The organism is Psychrobacillus sp. FSL H8-0483, from assembly GCF_038637725.1.
Classification (GTDB): Bacteria; Bacillota; Bacilli; order Bacillales_A; family Planococcaceae; genus Psychrobacillus.
Genome location: NZ_CP152052.1, coordinates 1058751 through 1074971, shown reverse-complemented (window position 1 = coordinate 1074971; position 16221 = coordinate 1058751). Strand labels below are relative to the sequence as shown.

The window sequence follows — 16221 nt, the reverse complement described above, 5'->3', positions numbered from 1 at the left end:
ATTAGATGGCCTCCTTTTTTATAGCGGCCACCGCTACTTGATGTGTATCAGTAATCGTGTTTAAATTAAATACTCGTCCATTCTCATCAAAATACCTCTTATGATCTACAAGATAGTTTTGTTCCACTTCAATGCGTTCTCTTTTTCGAGCTTCCCGACCAAGCGGATTTACATCAGGTATAGCGGATAATAAGCGCTTTGTGTATATGTGTTGTGGGTTGTTGTAAATATCATGACGATTACCAACTTCTACGAATCGTCCTTTATACATTATTGAAATTTGGTCACACATATGTTTAACTACACCCAGATCATGTGAAATAAATAAATAACTAAGACCAAACTCATTTTGAATATCTTTCAAAAAGTTCAATACTTGTGCTTGAACGGATAAATCTAGTGCAGAAACTGGCTCGTCAGCAATAATTAATTTGGGATTGGTTGCAATTGCACGTGCAATACCAATACGTTGTTTCTGACCTCCAGAGAACTCGTGAGGGTATTTTAATTTTGCATCCTCGTTCATCCCAACAATCGCCAACAACTCATTAATTTTACGTTTTTCCTCATCTAGTGTTAGTTTCAAAAAGTTTCTAATTGGCTCTGCAATAATATCTTGAACTCGTTTCCTAGGATTCAGACTAGAATGAGCATCTTGGAAAATCATTTGGATATCACGATTATAAGAGGAATTGTTACTACGACGTTTATGCGTCACATTCTCTCCTTCATAAATGATTTCTCCAGACGTAATTTTTTCTAATCCAATAATAGATTTACCAGTTGTAGATTTTCCACATCCAGATTCTCCAACCAAACCATAAGTCTTCCCTTTTTCTATATCTAGACTAATTCCATCAACTGCATATACTTTGTCGACGACAGTATTGAAAAATCCTCCGCGAATAGGGTAATGGACGTGTAAATCTTTGATTTGCATAAAGCTCATAGTGCATTTCCTCCTTCTTCACTTTCCAAGTGAAAGTGCTGCCAGCAGGTGCATCTAACTAAATGACCTGGAGATATTTCGTGAAGTATCGGATTTTCTTCATGTGCAATATTTGGTATCCATGGAATACGTGCTGAGAAACGGCATCCTGTTCGTGGTAATTTCACGAGAGAAGGTACAATTCCTTGAATTACTTGTAATTTTTCATTTTCGCTATTCATTTGTGGGATAGAATTAAATAATGATCTTGTATATGGATGTTTTGGATTCGAGAATAATTCTTCTACTGGCGCTTCCTCAATAATTTGACCAGCGTACATAACTGCTACTCGGTCAGCTACTTCCGCTACAACGCCTAAATCATGTGTGATAAGAATTATCCCTGCACCTGTTTCAGCTTGTAAATCATTAAGTAAGTCTAAAATTTGGGCTTGGATTGTTACATCCAGTGCAGTAGTCGGTTCATCTGCAATGATTATATTCGGTTTACAGGAAATGGCAATGGCAATAATAACACGTTGGCGCATACCACCTGACAACTGATGAGGAAATTGCTTTTTAACGCGCATTGGATTAGGTATTCCAACTTGATTTAATAATTCTATTACACGCTTTTCCCTTTCACTTTTAGACATCTTGGTATGGAATATTAATGACTCTTCAATTTGTTCACCAATACGCATAAGTGGATTCAAAGCAGACAAAGGATCTTGGAAGATCATTCCGATTTCTTCCCCACGTACTTTGTTAAACTTTTCTTCATCCAGCTTCGCAAGATTTTTTCCATCGTAGATAATTTCTCCTTCTACACGGGTCCTATTATGATCGTGAAGCCCAATAATAGAAGTCGCTAATGTAGACTTGCCGCAACCAGACTCACCAACAATAGCTAGAATTTCATTTTTCTTTAAATTGATGGATACACCATCTACTGCATCAAAATATGTATCCTTGATACGAAAGCCAGTATGTAAATCTTTTATGGTTAGTAGTTGGTCAGTGATGTTCAAAGTAATGAACTCCTTTCAAGAATCAATCGCTAGCCTCTTTACATTCAGAAAATATTTAACTAATTCAATATTTACACTTTTCTGTTTTTTAACTATCTTATTTGTAAAGTCTATTACAGTATTGTTACAATCGCAATACAAATTTTCTATCTTTTCCTTTTATTTACTCTATTCCGAAAATTGAAAAATCATAATAAGGTCAATAATACCAACAGTTTTATTAATCTTTACATTGTTCAAAAAATTAATTAATAACACAAAAAAAGCATCATTTTTTGAAGTTTCACATCAATAAAATATCATTTAGTGCTTTAAATCGATAATATAATAGTATTTTAATTGACTAAATTTACATGCAACAAAAAAAAGCATTTCCAATTTTTAAATTGGAAATGCTTTTATAAAATTTAGTTAAATTTTCTTAAACAAGATACTCGCGTTATGCCCACCAAATCCTAATGAATTGCTCATTGAATATTGAATATCAGCTTTTCTAGCAATATTCGGTACATAATCTAAATCACAAATCGGGTCAGGATTTTCTAAATTGATTGTTGGAGGTAAAATACCTTCTTTCAACGCTAGAACACTAAAAATAGCTTCAATTCCCCCAGCTGCACCAAGTAAATGTCCCGTCATTGATTTAGTAGAGCTCATTGCCAAATTATATGCGTGTTCTGCAAAAACAGTTTTCACTGCCAATGTTTCAAATTGGTCATTGTATGGGGTACTTGTACCATGTGCATTAATATAGTCTACTTGTTCCGGACTGATACCTGCATCTTCAATTGCTTGTTGCATCGCACGAGCTGCACCTTCCCCTTCAGGAGCTGGAGCAGTAATATGATGTGCATCACCAGTGGAACCATATCCAACGATTTCCGCATAGATTTTTGCTCCGCGGGCTACTGCATGTTCATATTCCTCTAATATAAGAATTCCTGCACCTTCTCCAATAACAAACCCATCACGATTTGCATCAAACGGTCTTGATGCTTTTTGAGGATCTGTATTTAAAGTTAATGCAGTGTTTGAACAGAATCCAGCTACTGACATATGTGTGATAGGTGATTCAGCTCCACCTGTGATCATTACATCAGCATCTCCGCGCTCAATCACTTTAAATGCATCCCCAATGGAGTTAGTACCAGATGCACAAGCCGTAACCGTACATGAGTTAATTGCTTTTGCTCCAAAATGAATAGACACTTGGCCAGCAGCCATATCAGGAATCATCATTGGTACAAAAAATGGACTAACTCGACGAGCACCCTTTTCTAAAAAGATTCGGAATTGCGCTTCATACGTCTCCATCCCACCAATACCAGAACCGATCCATACACCCGTTCGAAGCCCAAGTTCTTCCGTAATAGTTAAGTTAGCATCTTCCACGGCCATGATAGATGCAGCTAGTGCATAATGTGTAAAACGGTCCATCTTACGAGCATCTTTTTTTTCAATATATTTTTCAATATCAAAATCTTTGACTTCTGCCGCAACTTTTGCTGCAAATTGACTAGCATCTAGTCGTGTCAGCATGCCTACTCCAGATTTTCCTTCTTTAATACCAGCCCATGTTGTTTCGATATCGTTACCAAGTGGTGTAATAGCTCCAACTCCAGTAACCACAACTCTACGTTTTGTCATTTATATTCATCCCTTCGTATTTATAAATTATCTTCCCCATTTTAACGCAATTGCACCCCATGTTAATCCTCCACCGAATCCAACCATCACAATAACGTCATCGTCATTCACTTTACCATTCATTACTTCTTCCTTTAAAGAAAGTGGAATAGAAGCAGAAGAAGTGTTTCCGTATTTATGAATTGTCTTAGACATTTTTTCTATTGGTAGCTCTAGTCTCTCTCTCGCTGCTTCCATTATTCGAATATTTGCTTGATGCGGGATTAACATATCTACATCTTCTTTATTTAATCCAGCTTTCTCTATTACATTAACCGCAGACTCTCCCATTTGTCTAACAGCAAACTTAAAAACTTCTCTGCCATTCATCGTTAGATATGGACCATCTTGCTGTAAATACTTACCGCCGCTTCCGTTTGCACCAAGCTCGAACGATAATATACCACGTCCCTCGGATACTTTACTAACGATTACAGCACCCGCTCCATCACCAAATAGCACGGCTGTATTGCGATCTTCCCAGTTTGTTATTTTAGAGAGCTTTTCTACGCCTACTACTAGTACATGAGAATACGTATCGGTTTCAACGAATTGCTTTGCAGTAACTATTCCATACATAAATCCTGCACATGCAGCTGATACGTCCATTGCTGCAGCGTTTGACGCTCCTAGTTGTTCTTGTAACATCGTTGCTACACTTGGGAAAGGATTATCGGGTGTAACAGTTGCTACTAAAATTAAACCAATTTGTTCTGGATTTATTCCTGCATCCTTAATCGCTTCTTGTGCTGCTTTAAACGCCATATGAGAAGTATTTTCTTCTGGTGCGGCAATTCTTCTTTCTTCTATACCAGTTCTAGTTCGAATCCATTCATCAGATGTATCTATTTTTTTTTCAAGGTCTTCATTTGTCAAAATTTGATCAGGTGCATATGAACCTAAACCGATTATTCCTGCATTCATGAAAGTTCCTCTTTTCTTATAATCTATTATTAGTACCTGGTATTAATAATAACGAATATATGAACATTTTTCAACAACATAGTTAGATGTATTAAATATTCTTTTGAAAAGAAGCTCCGTATGGTATGATGATACATATAGGTAAATTCAATATGAGGTGAAAACAAATGAAATATATTATGACGTTAATATGGTCAGTTATTTTAGTTTCAATGTTAAATTACGTAGTAAGCTCTGTACAGAACGTACCATTTGAAGTGGTTAATGGATTAATCATGTCAGTTCCAGTTGCAATTATGATTTTTATTATCTCTGCAATTATTCCAAACGACCCAGTAGCTTCAGAACATCACTAAAAAACAGCTCCCCCCTTGTTGGGAGCTGTTTTTATTTTGAAATGTGAGGATTCCACATTATATTGCGAGTAATCCACTCTATCTTGCGAATATGCTTCGAAATGTTGCGAGTAACGCTCGTTATATTGCGCATAGCTTAAATATTGCTAGTATTCCTCATAATGTTGCGAAAAATCCAACCTATCTTGCGAATATGCTTCCTAATATTGCGAGTAACATAGATAGTTATTTTACAATCAATTGTCCATCTTCTACACTCGCTCCAATAGTGCCTCCTGGAAGAACATTTCCACCAATTAGCAGTTTAGCTACAGCGGTTTCTAGATTACGTTGGATGAATCGTCTTAAAGGTCTTGCACCATATGCTGCATCCGTTCCTTCATTTACAATCCACTTAAAGACATTATCTTGCACTTCCAATGTAACTTCTTGTTCTTGCAATCTTTTTTGTAGCTGCTTCACATATTTCTCTGCGATTTTTTCAAAATGTTGTGTCGTCAATGAATGGAACATAATGATGTCATCCATACGATTTAAAAGCTCGGGCTTAAAGTGCGCTCGAAGTGCAGACATGACAAGAGTCTCTTCCTCTTCCCCTACTTTACCAGTCGTATTTCCAAGATATTGCGAACCAATATTAGATGTTAAGATGACAACTGTATTTGTGAAATTAACGATCCTTCCTTGGCTATCCGTAATTCGTCCATCATCCATTAATTGCAATAAAATATTCGCAACATCAGGGTGAGCTTTTTCAATTTCATCTAATAAAACAACGGAATAAGGATTTCTGCGTACCGCTTCCGTCAGCTGACCACCTTCTTCATATCCAATATAGCCAGGAGGAGCGCCTACTAGTCGCGATACACTATGTTTTTCCATATACTCTGACATGTCGATACGAATAAAATGCTCTTCCGAATCAAATAAGTTGGCAGCCAATGATTTGGCAAGTTCTGTTTTTCCAACACCAGTAGGTCCTAAAAATAGGAAGGATCCAATCGGTTTTTGTGGATCTTTTATACCTGCTCTAGCTCTCCAAACAGCTTCCGTCACTAATTGAACCGCTTGATCCTGTCCAACTACTCGTTCTCCAAGCGTTTCTTTTAATCGCAAAAGTTTTTCTCTTTCGCCTTCGACAAGTTTTGTGACTGGGATGCCAGTCCATCTTGAAATAATCGAAGCAATTTCATCGACAGTTACTTCTTCTCGTAGTAAGCGCGTGTCTGTATCATTGTTTACTTCTTGCTCATAGACTAGTAATTCTTTTTCTAGCGTAGGTATCTTTCCATGACGAAGTTCTGCTGCTTTATTTAAATCGTACTTATTTTCAGCTTCCTCCAATTCTCTACGATATCGATCCAACTCTTCTCTTTTTTGCTGAATTACTTGAATCGCTTCTTTTTCCTGCCCCCATTTGTTTCTCATTTCACTGGTTGATTGCTCTAGTTCTGCTAAGTCTTGACGTAATTGTTCTAATCTTTTTTGACTAGCAGCATCTTTTTCTTTTATTAACGCTTGTTCTTCTATTTGCAGCTGCATCATTTTTCTCGTAACTTCGTCTAACTCCTGCGGCATGGAATCTATTTCTGTTCGAATCATTGCACATGCCTCGTCTACTAAATCAATTGCCTTGTCTGGAAGAAAGCGTTCTGTCATATAACGATTAGAAAGCTGCGCTGCAGCGACAATCGCTCTATCATGTATACGTACACCATGATGCAATTCAAATCTTTCTTTCAACCCGCGTAAAATAGAAACTGTATCTTCAACAGATGGCTCTCGTACGAGTACTTGTTGAAATCTTCTCTCTAACGCAGGATCCTTTTCAATATACATACGATATTCATCTAATGTCGTTGCACCAATACAATGTAATTCTCCTCGAGCTAGCATCGGTTTTAACATATTACCAGCATCCATGGCACCGTCTGATTTTCCAGCTCCTACAATTGTATGGATTTCATCGATAAATAAGATAATCTGTCCTTCGCTCTCTTTTACTTGCTTCAATACCGCTTGTAATCGTTCTTCAAATTCTCCTCGATATTTCGCCCCTGCAATGAGGGAGCTCATATCTAATTCAAATATTTCTTTCTCTTTCAAGCCCTCCGGTACATCTTTTCGGACAATACGTTGTGCTAATCCTTCTACAATGGCTGTTTTCCCTACACCAGGTTCTCCAATTAAAACCGGATTATTTTTTGTTTTTCTAGACAAAATCCGAATAACATCTCGAATCTCTTGATCACGACCGATAACGGGATCCATCTTTCCTTCTCTCACTGCAGTAATTAGATTACGACCGTACGTTTCTAAAGGACTTTTTTGATCTTGTTGATTCATTTGCATAACCAAACATCTCCCCCAAAATAGTTTGACCTTTTTTGACTAATGTAATTATAATATCTTCTCTTATTATTTGTAAAGAAAAGTGATTTTTCCTAAAGACGTTAGGTTTATATGCTATGATTGTTATATACACGGAAAGGTTGTGTTATTAATGAGCGAGTATATTTCTGATACAACAGGTATTTATTCTCTATTTAAACAATATGGTTCCATAATAAAATTAGAAAAAGATCGACCCGTTTTTCAAGAGGGTGAGCGCTCTGAAGAGATTTATTTCATCGTCTCTGGATCTGTAGGTATTAATAAAGACACAGAAAGCGGTAAACTTTTAACACTTCGAGTAGTCGGACCAAATGATTACATTGGTGAAACTGCTGTTTTTTGTGATATTGTATACCACTCCTTTTCTGCTATTACGTTAGAATCTACCCAATTATTATCGCTTCACCGAAGCAAACTAGAGAATTTTTTAATGGAATCAACAGAGCTAATGGTAGAATGGACAAAATTTATTCAACTAGTTTATATAAAGAATCAAACTCGGTTTAGAGACTTAATGTTACATGGCAAAAAAGGAGCACTTTTCTCCACGTTGATTCGTCTATCTAATACATATGGTCAAGTACAACCGGATGGAAGTATTATCATCGAGTACACACTAACCAATCAAAAGCTAGCAAATTTATGTGCCATGAGTAGAGAAGTTGTGAATAGAATGTTAAATGATATTAAAAGTGAAGGAATTGTGTCCTTTCAAAAAGGAATCATTACCATTCACGATATTGAATTCTTGAAAAGAGAAAATGAGTGTGAGAATTGTCCCTTATCTATTTGCCGAATTGATTAAAAAAAGCGACCTCTTTCTATTTTTGTAATAGAAAGAGGTCGCTTTTATATTAACGTATGCCTAAGGCAATTTTAGCGTATCTAGACATATTATCTTTTGACCATGGTGGATTCCAGACGATGTTAACCTCAGTTTCTTTGACTTCTGGTAATTCCATAAGTGCTGTATTCACTTGATCTACAATCATCGGTCCCATTGGGCATCCCATGGATGTTAAAGTCATCGTAACTGTTCCAACACCCTCATCTGACAATTCAACATCGTATACTAAACCTAAATTGACAATATCTACGCCTAGTTCAGGGTCAATGACATTTTCAAGAGCTGCCATCATACTATCTTTCATATCTTGGTCCATTTATATAACCTCCCTACCTCATTATTCCATCATAACAAAACATCTATACTTATGCCAAATTGTTTGAAAGCCATTTTGTTGCGCTTAACATTCCCTTGCGAGATACTGCATGACCTGCAGATTTTTCTTTCATAAACACAATATCATTCTCTCCATATTCATGTTTCAACGCTTCGATAAAATGTGCTGTCGGTTCAAATGGAACAACTGGATCTTTTTCTCCATGCCAGAAAAACAACGGTTTATCAGCAAGCTTGTGCATTTGTTTTGAAGCATCAAAAGAAGCTAACGTATCAAACATATTCTTTCTTTCTTCACTATTTAGCGGAATATTAAACCCTTTTTGTTCTACTGAAGCAATTTGTGCTTTTGCAAGTTCAACATAACCCGGAGTCCCCATCATAATAGCAGCCGCGTCAATCCAAGGATAAGCAGTTAAACAGCCTAAAGTCGTGATACCACCCATGGAAGTTCCTGCAAGACCAATTTTCTGATCAATTAAATACCCCCGTTCGATAAGTTCTTCCTTTAATTTACCGACTTCTTCGATGGAGGTTAATACTATTTCCCAAAACCGAAGGCTAATTTCTACTTGGTCTAGTTTCTCCGCTCGGTCACCATGTAAAAGAGCGTCGGGTAATATTACTCTGCACCCTTGGTTAACTAGTTGATAAGCATAATGTAAATTATGTTCCTTCGCACTTTCAAACCCATGTAAGAATAGAACAATAGGTGCGTTATTACTTATTTCTTCATCAAATATATGTAATACAGGAATATTACCCCATAATTCAGATTGTGAAATCATTTCTTAAGCCACCTCCGTATTTATTATTATTCTAACAAAGCATTTCAATATTTACAAAAAAGCTAAACTATACATTTTGACGTTCCTACTTGAACACGATAAACTTTAATAATAAAGAGGGGAGTTTTTCATATGCAACGTCACTTAATAGTTTTGGATTTAGATGGAACTTTATTGACCGATGAAAAAGTTATTTCGCAAAAGACAAAAAATACACTATTACAAGCAAAAGATGAAGGCCATGAAGTAATGATTGCAACTGGAAGACCTTATCGATCAAGTGAAATGTATTATAAAGAACTTGGACTAACGACACCAATTGTTAATTTTAATGGAGCATTTGTCCATCATCCAATGAGTAACACGTGGAATACATGGCATAAGCCGATAGAATTAAAGGTAGTAAAAGAAGTAGTTGAAGCGGTTCAAAGTTTTTCCATAAAAAATATGCTAGCAGAAGTGTTGGATGACGTATACTTACATTACCATGATGAAAAAATGATCTCGGCATTCGCTTTAGGTAATCCACATATTACAACTGGTGATTTACGTACTTTCTTAAAAACAGATCCTACAAGCCTTCTGATACATGCAGAAGAGGAATCAGTTGACTTAGTTCGCAAACATTTACGGGATGTACATGCCGAAGTAATCGATCATCGCCGTTGGGGTGCTCCATGGGATGTTATTGAAATTGTACGGAGCGGCTTAAACAAAGCGGTTGGTTTAGCGCAAGTTTCCGAGTATTTAAATATACCGAAAGAACGCATCATTGCATTTGGAGACGAAGACAATGATTTAGAAATGATTGAATATGCAGGAGTTGGGGTTGCAATGGGCAATGCAATTGCACCACTCCAAAATATCGCCAACGAAATTACTTTATCTAATAATTCGGATGGTATTGCCGAATTCTTAATAGAAAGATTACAATTAAACAAATAAGGATAATTAAGGAGGATGAAAATGAAATTATTCGCTGATAGTGCTAGTGACTTACCAAAATCTTTCTTTGAAGCACATGATGTTGAATTAGTACCACTTAAAGTTCATATTGACGAAAACGAGTATGATGATATTGTTGGTATTGATTCAAAAGAAGTATACGCAGCAATACGAGCTGGCAAACAACCAAAAACCTCACAAGCATCTCCAGAACTTTTTTTAAGACTGTTTGAGGACCTTGCAAAATCAGGAGAAGAAGGTTTGTACATTGCACTCTCTTCTGCACTTTCCGGAACATATAGTACCGCTGTCATGATGCGCGAGCAGCTGCTTGAAACATATCCCGAACTAAAATTAACGATCATTGATTCGAAATGTGCATCACTAGGGATTGGGCTTCTCGTAAAAGAAGCAGTAAAGTTAAAAGACGAAGGTTTAGACTTACCAACTATTGAAGAAAAAATACGATTTAATGCCGAGCATATGGAGCACCTATTCACGGTGGAAGACTTAGATTATCTGGCTCGTGGTGGAAGAGTTTCTAAAGCAAGTGCATTTATTGGTGGATTACTAAATATTAAACCACTTTTACATGTAGAAGATGGAAAACTAGTTCCAATTGAAAAAATTCGAGGTCGCAAAAAAGTAATTAAACGAATGATGGATATGATGGAGGAACGAGGAAGTCAATTAAATGAACAAATAATCGCAATAAGTCATAGCGATGATGAAGCGACGGCGCTTGAAATGAAAAAAGTAATCGAAGAACGTTTTCAACCAAAGGGTATAGAAATACATCTGATCGGTTCGACTGTAGGGGCACATGTAGGTCCAGGAACTATGGCATTATTCTTTTTAAATAAGCTCTCATAAATTAATAATAGATAGTAAATAAATAGAATTGTTAAAAGGCGAAACTTTAGAAATATAGATTTCGCCCTTTCCATAATAAATTCGCGAGACCCCTACAGAAAAACGGACTTCCAAGACCCGCAACGAGCTTATAGGAACAAATCCTACGTTCGCCACATCCTTGTTGCTACGTATTTTCGGCAGGTAACAACATGTTCGTTTAACATTCGTAAATAGAAAAAGACTGTTTCCAAGTCCATTTTATGACTTGGAGACAGTCTTCTTTTTATTTGGCGCTGTTATATTTTACTGTTGTTTTTTAGCAAATAATTTGAGGTAGAATCCGAGCAGACTACTGCGGGAAAGCGACCAATCCTGCTTAGCCGAGGAGGCTTGTCGGTTCCCCAGCAGAAAGTAAGCGGATGCTACCATTAACAACACCTTTTATTTATTATCCGCGTCGCGTCTTCGTTGCTTTCCTTTCTTCCAAACAACAACTAAGAAAACGATAAATAGTAAGTAAGCAACTGCCATGGCAATTATATAGGAAGTATTTAAGCCTTTACGATCAGTTACTTGAAACACCTCCACAATTTCTCGATCCATTACTAATCGGTAAGTACCATCATCGGAAGGTCGTATTAAATCGGATTCAAATAATCCTCGTAGTTCCTTATCTTCACCCACGACGTCACTTGATAAATCGATTCGTTGCGTTCCACTTGTATTATTAACTACAACAATAAATGTTTCATCCTCAGAATATCGTTTGTAAACCATGTAACCATTTTCATTTTTCAAAACTTCCATTTTCCCAGAACGCATAGTTTCGGATTTATTTCGAATAGAATTTATATCCTTAATATATTCGATTAATTCTTCATCTACTCGAAAGTTCATGACTTGGTGACTTTCTTGAGGAGTTTGTCCATTCATTGCAATTTCTGTACCGTACGTCATATAAGGTACGCCAGGCATTGTTAGCATCGCACCTATCGCTGTTCTAATACGAGTAGGAGGAAACATATTTTCAAGTGCACTATAATAAGTAAATCTTTCCGTAGTTAAATCATCAATCATTAGTAAATCATTGTAGTTCGTAGAACCAATACCAGCTGTTGGATAATCCGTATTTTTAAAGGCATCTCGAAAGTTTACTTGTAATTCTTCAGAATATTTTACATCAAAATCTGCATCCGATTCTTCTAGGGCAATGACATACATTGGATCACGTACTTCTTTTACACTTGCAATGATTTCATTAATAAAAGCTGTAGGAGCAGTATCTAATTCAGAAAGTTTTACACCATCAATTTCATATTTACTTGCAAAACTAACGACTTCTTCTGTTAAAGCTTTCTGCACTTCATCATTTGAAAGATCTAATTGCAGGACACCATTTTCAGTAGAAATAATCCAATCTTTCTTTTCATTGTCTACATTCCAAACATGATTGACACTATAATTATTTAAAGGAAACTCGATCATTATTTTTAGATTTTGTTTATGCGCTTCATCAATAAGTTTTTGGAATTCTTCTGGAGTACCAAAACGCTTTTCAATCTCATTAAAATCTAAAATCCTCTTACCATCATAGGTTTCAGTTGCGAATACAGGTCCAATAGAAATAGTCGTAAAGCCCATATCTTTAATATGTGCCATCTTATCAATAATCCCAACAAAATCCCCACCTGCAAAAGCATTTGGATCTTTTGCATTTACGTCATAATCATTGGAAATAACTTTATTAAAATAACGATCTACATATAAATCGTATATACTTTCGTTATGTATAGAAGCGTTTTCTTCTGCATTGGTAGTTTGAGTCGTTGTCACCCAAAGACCACTAATCAATAAACCGGTTACAAGCCATTTTTTTAATTTCAAGGTAAATCCTCCTTTATCTAGAACAGCAGAAGCGCAAGTCACTAGATCTAACAATTTGTTCAACACATCAACGTTATTTTAACAAAGCTACGTTTTAATCGCTATCGTTTAAACAGGAATGTCCTAAAAATAACCGATAATTCGTCCAAACTGTGTCATAAATAAAAAGTTACTTCGATAAAACAAGTTGTTTCTTACAAGTAAATGGCTAGATGAAACCCATATTCCCCTTAATCGGATGGTTGAGCCGAATAATCGGATGGCATAACCACATAATCGGGTGGTTTACCCGAATAATCGGATGGTTCAACTAAATAATCGGGTGGCTTTACCATATAATCGGATGGCTGGCAGCCTAATCGGACGACTCCCCGATTAATCTAGATTAACTGTTAAATCCATTAACAAAAGCCACCAATTAATTCGGTGGCTTTGACGTGTTATGCATACTCATTTCAATGTTGATCATCTAGTCAGGATCGTATGTTTTTTTGTTAACTTTAGAAACAATAAAGGAAGCAACAACAAAGATCATCATCAATAGGATGACGAATATTAGTAAGGATACCCCTAGCATTTGTTATATCACTCCTTTTCATTCATTACTCCCAAAAATATCATACTTGTTCTCAAATGAAAAGGAGCTTCCACTACTGGAAAGCCCCTTCCGATTAATTAAGCTAAGAAATTTATGCCCATTGGTAGTTTGAATCCAAGGAAAAGAGCGATGAAGAAGAAAACAAAAACCAAAACTAAAAATGTTGTATAGGCTTTGCCTTTTTTCTTTTTCACTAATGTCATTTCCATCATACCAATAACTAAAATACCTGCTAAAAATTTCATGCCATAAAGCATACCCTCGCCATAGTCCATCCCTTTCATGAACAATGCTATACCAGTTGCAATAATCAATAGATAGTCTAATCGTAAAATCATTTGAACAACTTTTGGATTAGCCATAGCTAATGCAACAAAAAATAGAATTAATGCTACTACCCAAGTTGTAATGTGTAAATGTGTACTTGCTAAAAAATCCATTTGTCTCACCTCGACGTTATTTTATTATATAAATATACTATAACACTTTTATCCAAATATTACTCGAACTTGTTAACCAACGTACCGATTCCTTCAATAGACACTTTCACAATATCGCCTGATTTCAGAAACTTAGGAGGATTAAAACCCTTCCCTACCCCAGCAGGAGTTCCTGTTAAAATTACATCACCTGGCTCTAAGGTAACAACTCTAGAAATTTCCGAAATAATTTGTTCCACCGAATAAATCATATCAGAAGTTAGTCCATTTTGACGAATTTCATCATTTACTTTTGTCACAATCGCAAGTTCTTGCGGGTTTGGCAGTTCATCTTTAGTCACAACATAAGGACCTAGTGGACATGAGCCATTTAAACTTTTTCCAAGGAAATATTGTTGGTGCTTCGTTTGTAAATCACGTGCTGTTAAATCATTTGCAATAGTATAACCAAACACATAGTCATATGCTAATTTCGTTGGTATATTTTTCCCTTCTTTTCCTATAACAACTGCCAGTTCCCCTTCATAATCATAAGAGGATGTTATATCTGCATGAACGGTAAGCGTTTGTTCGTCTGCAGCAATAGTAGTTGGAGCCTTTGTAAATACGACAAAATCATTCGCTACACCTCCCATTTCTTTTGCATGGTCAGCGTAGTTTTTACCAATAGCCATGATATTTTTCGGAGTGCGAGGAATTGGGGATAGCCATTCGATTTCCGTAAAGGAACGTTTAAAACTATTTGCATTTTCCTCTTTCGAAGCTACTTCTACAAGTTTACGAATCTGCTCGATAAAATCCATCCCAAAACTTACACCTTGAACAATGGATGTCGGAAAACTAGGTAAAACCTGGAGTGTCTCTTGTATGCTTAGTACATCCCATACTGCCTCTTCTTTTTTCACTTTTGGTCCGAAGTAAATTTTATCATTTAATCGGTATGATAATAGTTTCATCGTGTCGACTCTCCTTCAAATAGTTTTGAATCTAGTCTCTAGTCTATTACAAATTGATTTTGTTTTCATCCTTTTTAGATAAAATATTTGAATAAGTCAGTTTTCTCCACAATGCTTCTACTGGTCCTTGCTCAAATCGTATAAACCATATCTCCGCAAATACTAGTTGTAAAACATATATGCCTACCGCCATCCATGTTCCTGTTACAATATCAATCTTTCCATACAATCCAAATCCATATGCATAAAATATAGTAGTAGCAATAATAGATTGCATTAAATAGATTGTCATCGACATTCTTCCAGCTTTTGCAACCGGTGATAAGATTTTAGGTACAACAGGAATTGTACATAGTAAGGCAATTATTCCTGCATATGCCATTGCTTGTAGCGGTCCCCCAAATGTATCCTGTGCAGTTATGGTAAACACATTATCTCCCATCACATAAGGGATCCATTTAATGGCAGTACCAGCTGCCAATCCAATAATAATTGTGATAATCCAAAACACTTTTAACTCTCGCGCTCTTTCGATTAACTTTAACTTTGCAGCTGCTGCACCAATTAATAAAAACGGAACGATCATAATTATCATCATAATAACAATTGCTCCACCTCCTGTCACATATAACCAATCATCTAATCTTTGCCAAAATACATCTACCCAAGAGCCTTGAGAATACGCGACGATTGATGCTTCTACTTCTTGAATGCCGGTATATAATATTGCATTATTCGGATCAACCTTAGCTAAAACAAACAATAATCCGCTTAATAACCCATTTGGAATTAAAAATAAAAGAGCACTTATTAACAATAACCAAAAAGGCTTTAGCTTCATCATTGTTATTAATACTAATCCTGCTAGTGCATAAGTGATTAAAATATCACCTGACCAAATAAGAAACGCATGTATGCATCCTATTAGTAACAAAACTAACAACCTTCTAACAGCTAGCTTTGTAAAGGAAGTTCCTTTTTCTTGCGTCTTCATAAATTGCATCGCAAGCCCATACCCAAATAGCATAGAAAATAACGGATAAACACTGCCTTGTACAAAGATATCTATCCACTTATATGTTTCATAATCCCCTGGAGCTTGGTACCAACTATATGGATTTACATAAATATATGGCGAATGAAAAAATAACATATTGACGACAAAAATCCCTAATAACGCAAACCCTCTCATAACGTCAATGGATATTACTCGTTCTTTCTCTCCTGTTGGACGCATCAACAATCTTATTCCC

Annotated in this window: 15 protein-coding genes; 4 read left to right on the top strand and 11 right to left on the bottom strand. The window is 36.2% G+C overall.

From position 1 onward, the window contains the following. Nucleotide 1: 1 nt before the first annotated feature. From MHB48_RS04870 to MHB48_RS04855, 4 genes are all read right to left on the bottom strand, one after another. Nucleotides 2-949, bottom strand: coding sequence for an ATP-binding cassette domain-containing protein (locus MHB48_RS04870; RefSeq protein WP_342600431.1), 948 nt, complete (start codon nucleotides 947-949; stop codon nucleotides 2-4). Then, nucleotides 946-1959: an ABC transporter ATP-binding protein gene (locus tag MHB48_RS04865; protein ID WP_342600430.1), complete on the bottom strand. Its 1014-nt coding sequence runs from the start codon at nucleotides 1957-1959 to the stop codon at nucleotides 946-948. The genes MHB48_RS04870 and MHB48_RS04865 overlap by 4 nt, the downstream gene beginning before the upstream one ends. A 411-nt stretch (nucleotides 1960-2370) precedes the next feature. Next, nucleotides 2371-3606, bottom strand: coding sequence for a beta-ketoacyl-ACP synthase II (fabF, locus tag MHB48_RS04860; RefSeq protein ID WP_340918447.1), 1236 nt, complete (start codon nucleotides 3604-3606; stop codon nucleotides 2371-2373). Nucleotides 3607-3633: 27 nt separating this feature from the next. Further along, the gene (locus MHB48_RS04855) at nucleotides 3634-4569 is read right to left on the bottom strand and encodes a beta-ketoacyl-ACP synthase III (RefSeq protein WP_342600429.1); all 936 of its coding nucleotides are present in this window, start codon (nucleotides 4567-4569) and stop codon (nucleotides 3634-3636) included. A 167-nt stretch (nucleotides 4570-4736) separates the two neighbouring features. Between MHB48_RS04855 and MHB48_RS04850 the strand changes: the two genes are divergently transcribed. After that, nucleotides 4737-4925 (top strand): YjzD family protein, encoded by a 189-nt coding sequence (locus tag MHB48_RS04850; RefSeq protein WP_342600428.1) that lies wholly within the window; start codon nucleotides 4737-4739, stop codon nucleotides 4923-4925. Nucleotides 4926-5150: 225 nt separating this feature from the next. Here MHB48_RS04850 and MHB48_RS04845 read toward each other — a convergent pair whose 3' ends face one another. Continuing rightward, nucleotides 5151-7277 carry an AAA family ATPase gene (locus MHB48_RS04845; RefSeq protein ID WP_342600427.1) on the bottom strand — a complete coding sequence of 709 codons (2127 nt, stop codon included), beginning with the start codon at nucleotides 7275-7277 and terminating at the stop codon, nucleotides 5151-5153. Between the two features lie 151 nt (nucleotides 7278-7428). Between MHB48_RS04845 and MHB48_RS04840 the strand changes: the two genes are divergently transcribed. Continuing rightward, complete coding sequence (locus tag MHB48_RS04840; RefSeq protein ID WP_342600426.1) at nucleotides 7429-8124, top strand: Crp/Fnr family transcriptional regulator; 696 nt, start codon at nucleotides 7429-7431, stop codon at nucleotides 8122-8124. Between the two features lie 49 nt (nucleotides 8125-8173). Here MHB48_RS04840 and MHB48_RS04835 read toward each other — a convergent pair whose 3' ends face one another. Next, nucleotides 8174-8482: a metal-sulfur cluster assembly factor gene (locus MHB48_RS04835; protein WP_340918433.1), complete on the bottom strand. Its 309-nt coding sequence runs from the start codon at nucleotides 8480-8482 to the stop codon at nucleotides 8174-8176. A 49-nt stretch (nucleotides 8483-8531) separates the two neighbouring features. Continuing rightward, complete coding sequence (locus tag MHB48_RS04830) at nucleotides 8532-9290, bottom strand: prolyl oligopeptidase family serine peptidase (RefSeq protein ID WP_342600425.1); 759 nt, start codon at nucleotides 9288-9290, stop codon at nucleotides 8532-8534. 132 nt (nucleotides 9291-9422) lie between these two features. Here MHB48_RS04830 and MHB48_RS04825 point away from each other — a divergent pair, with 132 nt between their 5' ends. Both MHB48_RS04825 and MHB48_RS04820 read left to right on the top strand, forming a co-directional pair. Beyond that, nucleotides 9423-10235, top strand: a complete 813-nt coding sequence (locus tag MHB48_RS04825) for a Cof-type HAD-IIB family hydrolase (RefSeq protein WP_342600424.1) — start codon at nucleotides 9423-9425, stop codon at nucleotides 10233-10235. Between the two features lie 21 nt (nucleotides 10236-10256). Next, complete coding sequence (locus MHB48_RS04820) at nucleotides 10257-11108, top strand: DegV family protein (protein ID WP_342600423.1); 852 nt, start codon at nucleotides 10257-10259, stop codon at nucleotides 11106-11108. A gap of 423 nt (nucleotides 11109-11531) precedes the next feature. On the opposite strand, the gene MHB48_RS04815 is transcribed toward MHB48_RS04820, so the two are convergent. The 4 genes from MHB48_RS04815 to MHB48_RS04800 form a co-directional block, all read right to left on the bottom strand. Then, a complete protein-coding gene (locus MHB48_RS04815) occupies nucleotides 11532-12974 on the bottom strand; it encodes an alpha-amylase family glycosyl hydrolase (protein ID WP_342600422.1) in 1443 nt (480 codons plus the stop codon). Between the two features lie 675 nt (nucleotides 12975-13649). After that, nucleotides 13650-14012 carry a YisL family protein gene (locus MHB48_RS04810; protein ID WP_342600421.1) on the bottom strand — a complete coding sequence of 121 codons (363 nt, stop codon included), beginning with the start codon at nucleotides 14010-14012 and terminating at the stop codon, nucleotides 13650-13652. A gap of 59 nt (nucleotides 14013-14071) precedes the next feature. Continuing rightward, nucleotides 14072-14968: a fumarylacetoacetate hydrolase family protein gene (locus MHB48_RS04805; protein ID WP_342600420.1), complete on the bottom strand. Its 897-nt coding sequence runs from the start codon at nucleotides 14966-14968 to the stop codon at nucleotides 14072-14074. 46 nt (nucleotides 14969-15014) lie between these two features. Beyond that, on the bottom strand, nucleotides 15015-16205 hold the full coding sequence (locus MHB48_RS04800; protein WP_342601298.1) for a DUF418 domain-containing protein: 1191 nt from the start codon (nucleotides 16203-16205) through the stop codon (nucleotides 15015-15017). Nucleotides 16206-16221 lie beyond the last annotated feature (16 nt).